The following is a 5,120-nucleotide window of genomic DNA, read 5'->3' as shown; positions in this document are numbered from 1 at the left end:
CCCAGATTAATGGGATTCATGAAGGCTTCGCGGGTGTAATTGATATTTAATTCGTCACTCATGATTCAGTTTCTGATGAATTATCTGTGCTTTCTGATGTTGGCTTTTTATTGCCAATTGTTTTCTCAGTGCGAATTTCGTCCGCATGTTTTTCGATCTCGTTATACAACATGCCCATTTCAGCCTTCACCTGCTTCAGTGTTTGTTTAGCCTTCTGCTTCTTGAGCTCTTCGTCCAGTTCTTCCTTTTCTATCTTACTTGCTGCAGTTGAATTCTCATCTTCCAGGCTGTCCATTGCCACATCCAGGCGAGCTTCAACATGGGTGACCTTTTCACGAACCTTACCAAGAAATTCATCCACAGATTCCAACAATCCGTCCGCATTCATATTATGGACTGCCTGCGAGATCTTTCCTTTTTGCTCCGCCCTTTTCAGGCGTTCCTTCGCCTCTTTAATACGCCGATAGTGATCTTTGTATTCTTCTTTGAGACGTTCGCGATCTTGTTCACCTTTTGTACTCATGGCATTTTCCTATGAGCCGCTTTTTTCTTTGTTGCCCACCGTTTTGGAGCTGTCTTTTTCTTTGGCCGGTTCTTCTTCATCTATATTGATGGAACCACTCTTCTCTCCCATTTCCATTTTAAATTGCTCAACAAGAGATTTTGCACGAATCTTTTCAGCGTTCGCTTCAATTTCCATGGTCTCGGTATCAATACTGTCGAGTGCAATTTCCATACGAGCTTCATTTTTTGCAGATCGTTCATTCAGCCTGGTGATCATCTCATCATGGGTCTGATCGATACCGCCCACTTCAAACTGCTCAAGTGTATCCGCAATTTTAGCCTGCCATTCCGAACGTTCGCTTGCACGCAGTGCTTCTTTGGCTTCCTGGATCTTGCGATCCTTTTCTTTCATGAACACTTTCTTCACTTTCAGTGCCTTCTCATATGCTTTCTCAGCAAATGCTAACTGATCTCTTGTATGTGAAAGACTTTCCTTGGCCTTTTCTAATTGAAGTGCATAGCCTTCTGCAATGTCATCACGATCGGCCTGAATAGCTGATTTTACTTTTGCAGTAAGATCCTGAATCAATTTTTCATTGCGATTCAGCTCCTTTTGAAGCATAAGTAAATTAGCTTTTACTGTTGCAATGTTCTCATTCATTTGGGGAATTTGATCATTTAATTCCCGAATATTTTGCTCAAGAATGAGTTTTGGGTCTTCCATTGAGCTTATTAAGCCACCGAACATAGATTTTATAGCGCGGATAAATCGTTGAAACATAATACTTTCCTTTATTTTAAATGCCCTGTTTAAACTAATAACTAAATTAACCGATTCTTAGTGTATTTCAAGCAGTTAAAGCACAAATGCCCTGCTGCCGTCTTTATCAATAATATGGCTGACCATATCCACCTTCTCGGGTTTAGCCTTGGCAATAGTAACTGCGTTGAATAATCCATCACTTGCAGCATCTATTGTTGAGACCTTGTTCGTATAACCAGTCAAAATTGTTTCACCTTTTGAAATTTTATCCCCGATTTTCTTTTGGAGTACGATTCCTGCCTGAGGATCCACCCCATCTTCCTTTTTTTTGCGTCCTGCACCAAGTTCTACAGACGCCATACCAATTTCAAAAGAATCCATTTCAGATACAAACCCATCTTTATTTGCTTTGATCTCAAATTCATATTCTGCTTTGGGATATTTATCAGGTGATTTCATCATCTCCACATCTCCGCCCTGTTCCTCTACAATATCCAGCCACTTCTTGAAGGCCTCTCCATTCTCAATTTGTTGCTTGCTGATCTCAATACCGTCCTTGACCGTCTCAGCTTTCCCTCCCAGAAAGATCATGGTTCCTGCAAGCAAATGGGTGATCTCCATGATATCATCCGGCCCTTCTCCTTGCATAGCATCAATACACTCTTCCACTTCCAGCCAGTTTCCAATCTTGTAGCCCAAGGGCTGATTCATATTTGTGACGTAAGCAATAGTATCTTTTTCAAACTGTGTGCCAATTCCAACCAAAGCTTCTCCAAGTTTGATGGCATCTTCTGTCGTTTTCATGAAAGCACCTGAACCTGCTTTAACATCCAGAACCAGCGCGTCAATGCCTTCGGCTAATTTCTTGCTCATTATGCTTCCGGCAATTAGAGGAATCGATTCAACGGTAGCTGTTACATCCCGAAGTGCATATAATCTTTTGTCAGCTGGGGCGATCTCTTTGGTTTGTCCGGCCAGCACGAGGTCATGTTTACCAATGATCTCTTTGTATCGATCCAGATCCATATCTACCGTAAATCCGGGAATAGATTCCAGTTTGTCGAGCGTACCGCCGGTATGTCCAAGCCCGCGTCCCGAGATCATGGGAACAGGAACTCCGACTGAGGCTACTATCGGGGCCAGGATCAGTGAAAGTTTATCTCCAACACCACCCGTGGAATGTTTATCCACTTTTTTACCGGAAACATGCGACAAATCCACAATTTCCCCCGAGTGCAGCATAGACTCCGTCAGGGCTGCCGATTCCTCATCATTCAGTCCATTCAGAAAGGAAGCCATCAAAAAAGCACTTACCTGATAATCCGGGATCTCATCCGCGGTATATTGATCGATGAGATATTTAATTTCTTCTTTCAGGAGGGTTTCTCCGTCCCGTTTTTTGCGTATAATCGAAACTATATTGTATTTTGAATCCATGTTATAAGTATAGGCTTTAAACAGCTTTTTTTCTCATTCAAATCACACTTTTTGATACACGTTTTAGCTGACCAAAATCTATATAAAATTGAGGAGCTCATCCCTCCCCAAACCCAATTGAATCTTTACGACCCTTCTAAAGGAATACCTGATCTTGGGGAAACTGATGCGCTTTTGATCCGCACGGTTACTCATTTAAATGAGGATACGCTTCCCTCCATTCCACCCTCACTCAAGTTCATTGGAACGGGTTCATCCGGAACCGATCATTTAGATAACGAATATTTTGAACATAAAGGTATTACGCTAGCTGATGCCAACGGGTGCAACGCCCGCGCTGTAGCTGAATATGTAATGACCGCACTTTTACTTTGGAAGGAAGAACATCAACCCAGCAAATCTTTTGGAAAAGTTGGGGTGATCGGTGTTGGAAAAGCCGGCTCTGCTGTGGTAGATCTGCTCCGGGATTTTGATATTGAATGTGTACAATATGATCCACCCAGAGAAGAGCGAGATCCCGAATTCAAGTCCGCCCCTCTGGAAGATGTACTGGATTGCGAGATCCTCACCTTTCATATCCCCTTAAATAAAAAAGGAGATCATCCGACCTTTCACTGGCTGAATGAAGAGAAATTGACCGGAAGAAAATTCAAACTCATCATCAATGCAGCACGTGGCGGGGTGATCGATGAGCTGGCACTGATGAAATTCTATGTTAAGGGAACGGTAGAGAACTACATCCTTGATGTTTGGGAAGATGAACCGGATCTTAACACGGAAGTGGCTAAACATGCTTTTATAGCCACACCTCATATTGCCGGATATTCGGAACAAGCAAAGATCAATGCCACAAAGATCGTCTGCGATAAACTGGCTACTCATTTCGATCTTGACCCAACCATCTCGAAGTATAAGAATGTATCCAAAAAAGTAGATCTTGCGCACATAAAATACGACCTGACAAATATTTTAACCCGTCTCCACCCCATCAAAGGATATGATGCCGCGCTTCGTGACCTCTTTGACCGCACTGATAAAAAAGTCCTTTTTCGAAATCTGCGTAATGAATGGCCTTATCGTTATGAATATTCTTTCCTTAAAATTCGGGCAGAGTTACTCGATGAGCTTCCGGAATTAGAGATTCTAGGTATTTCCCGGTTGTAATCTATAATCTATTTATACTCGGTTTTATTTGGGAAATCGACACTTCCTGAATACTATATTTGAATAGGTTACTGAAAATCAGCCTTTAGACCTATTAGTAAATTTACTTATCAATATACCCACTAAAAGTACCTGATATAGTTGTCCGGCAATGCCAAATACTGCAGATGTAAGTTTTGCCTGATGACTGAAAGGCGTTATATCACCATACCCAATGGTTGTTAGAGTGACAGAGCAGTAATAGACAAGGTCTGTAAAAATTGAAGGCGGATTACTCATGTCCACATTACTGAAAGACTGTGGATCTAAATGAATGAATAAATAAGCTACAAACACAAAGATCTCGATCAACAATAGGAAACCACATACGGCGGATGTGATCAGATCAATATTGATATAAGATGGACGAATCATATACCTGAATACCTGAATACCTGAATAAAAAGCACGATGTAAAACAAGATATATGTGATACTCAGTGCGGTAAAATATCTTGGTATGTGACCGAAAAATGATAATCCTATCGGAAATAAGATCACTGCAAGGAAAAGGGGGATCTTCAACCGGTTAAACCAATTGTCATTTTCGAGAAAGAGGCCACTGGATAAAACCGCTAATATCACCATATTGACAGGCCACAGGATGCGCACATAAAAATCAAAATTGTGAACAAATATCCCGACGAATAAATGCTGAACTAATCCCAGAAACAGTAATTCGTACTTTCGTTCACTTAGTAAGATTTTGAAGACCTTTTGTAAATTTTGGACGCCTTTCCCCATAGCTTAAATCTCTTATTTAGAAGATGATCAGAACAACCCGAATTTGCTCTCTACAGTTGTAGTCAGATAGATAAGTTCAAAGATAATGGCCCAGTTTTTTACAAAGTTCATAAACTCCATCATCTTATCCTCACGATCTTCCTCTTTCCAAAATGAGTGAATAGAAAATGCAGCTATAGCCATAAAAATGCATAAACCAATCATTCCCTCAATGATGAAGTATCCTGTGATCATACTTAATCCACCAAATAAAAGTAATAAGCCACTCAGAAAAACCATGATCTCAGGCTTAAAAAGCCCTCTTTTCTCTGCGTACTCCTGCACTATATGGGAATTATAAAAATGATTGATTCCATTTACCAGGAAGAACACACCCAGAAGAATGATTAAAAAAGTTTTGATCATTATTGGAACAGTTTATTTAAAATTTTTAACCCAGTCGGCAAAAGACCTCAAGTATTTTTCTAAGA

General features: G+C 40.7%; 6 protein-coding genes. 1 reads left to right on the top strand and 5 read right to left on the bottom strand.

Features of this window, described 5'->3' with window-relative positions; genetic code table 11:
* Positions 1 to 58 precede the first annotated feature (58 nt).
* The 3 genes from VFM80_RS13405 to VFM80_RS13395 all read right to left on the bottom strand — a co-directional run bounded on the left by VFM80_RS13405 (position 59) and on the right by VFM80_RS13395 (position 2,704).
* The gene (locus VFM80_RS13405) at positions 59 to 523 is read right to left on the bottom strand and encodes a hypothetical protein (RefSeq protein WP_395072509.1); all 465 of its coding nucleotides are present in this window, start codon (positions 521 to 523) and stop codon (positions 59 to 61) included.
* A gap of 9 nt (positions 524 to 532) precedes the next feature.
* Entirely contained in the window at positions 533 to 1,285 is a 753-nt protein-coding gene (locus tag VFM80_RS13400; RefSeq protein WP_395072507.1) for a PspA/IM30 family protein, read from the bottom strand.
* Positions 1,286 to 1,360: 75 nt separating this feature from the next.
* Positions 1,361 to 2,704, bottom strand: a complete 1,344-nt coding sequence (locus tag VFM80_RS13395) for a thymidine phosphorylase (RefSeq protein ID WP_395072505.1) — start codon at positions 2,702 to 2,704, stop codon at positions 1,361 to 1,363.
* Between the two features lie 51 nt (positions 2,705 to 2,755).
* On the opposite strand from VFM80_RS13395, the gene VFM80_RS13390 reads away from it, so the two are divergent.
* The gene (locus tag VFM80_RS13390; protein WP_395072503.1) at positions 2,756 to 3,868 is read left to right on the top strand and encodes a 4-phosphoerythronate dehydrogenase; all 1,113 of its coding nucleotides are present in this window, start codon (positions 2,756 to 2,758) and stop codon (positions 3,866 to 3,868) included.
* Between the two features lie 78 nt (positions 3,869 to 3,946).
* Here VFM80_RS13390 and VFM80_RS13385 read toward each other — a convergent pair whose 3' ends face one another.
* Both VFM80_RS13385 and VFM80_RS13380 read right to left on the bottom strand, forming a co-directional pair.
* Positions 3,947 to 4,282: an ion channel gene (locus VFM80_RS13385; RefSeq protein ID WP_395072501.1), complete on the bottom strand. Its 336-nt coding sequence runs from the start codon at positions 4,280 to 4,282 to the stop codon at positions 3,947 to 3,949.
* A 395-nt stretch (positions 4,283 to 4,677) separates the two neighbouring features.
* Positions 4,678 to 5,055 carry a DoxX family membrane protein gene (locus VFM80_RS13380; RefSeq protein WP_395072499.1) on the bottom strand — a complete coding sequence of 126 codons (378 nt, stop codon included), beginning with the start codon at positions 5,053 to 5,055 and terminating at the stop codon, positions 4,678 to 4,680.
* Between the last annotated feature and the right edge of the window lie 65 nt (positions 5,056 to 5,120).

This window comes from Gracilimonas sp. (assembly GCF_035704785.1).
Lineage (GTDB): Bacteria > Bacteroidota > Rhodothermia > Balneolales > Balneolaceae > Gracilimonas.
The sequence above is the reverse complement of the archived record's forward strand: the minus strand, read 5'-3'. Positions and strand labels throughout refer to the sequence as shown.

Coding starts and splice junctions, on each gene's coding strand:
- VFM80_RS13380 (WP_395072499.1), bottom strand. CDS start 5,055: ATGATCAAAACTTTTTTAATCATTCTTCTGGGTGTGTTCTTCCTGGTA.
- VFM80_RS13405 (WP_395072509.1), bottom strand. CDS start 523: ATGAGTACAAAAGGTGAACAAGATCGCGAACGTCTCAAAGAAGAATAC.
- VFM80_RS13400 (WP_395072507.1), bottom strand. CDS start 1,285: ATGTTTCAACGATTTATCCGCGCTATAAAATCTATGTTCGGTGGCTTA.
- VFM80_RS13385 (WP_395072501.1), bottom strand. CDS start 4,282: ATGATTCGTCCATCTTATATCAATATTGATCTGATCACATCCGCCGTA.
- VFM80_RS13395 (WP_395072505.1), bottom strand. CDS start 2,704: ATGGATTCAAAATACAATATAGTTTCGATTATACGCAAAAAACGGGAC.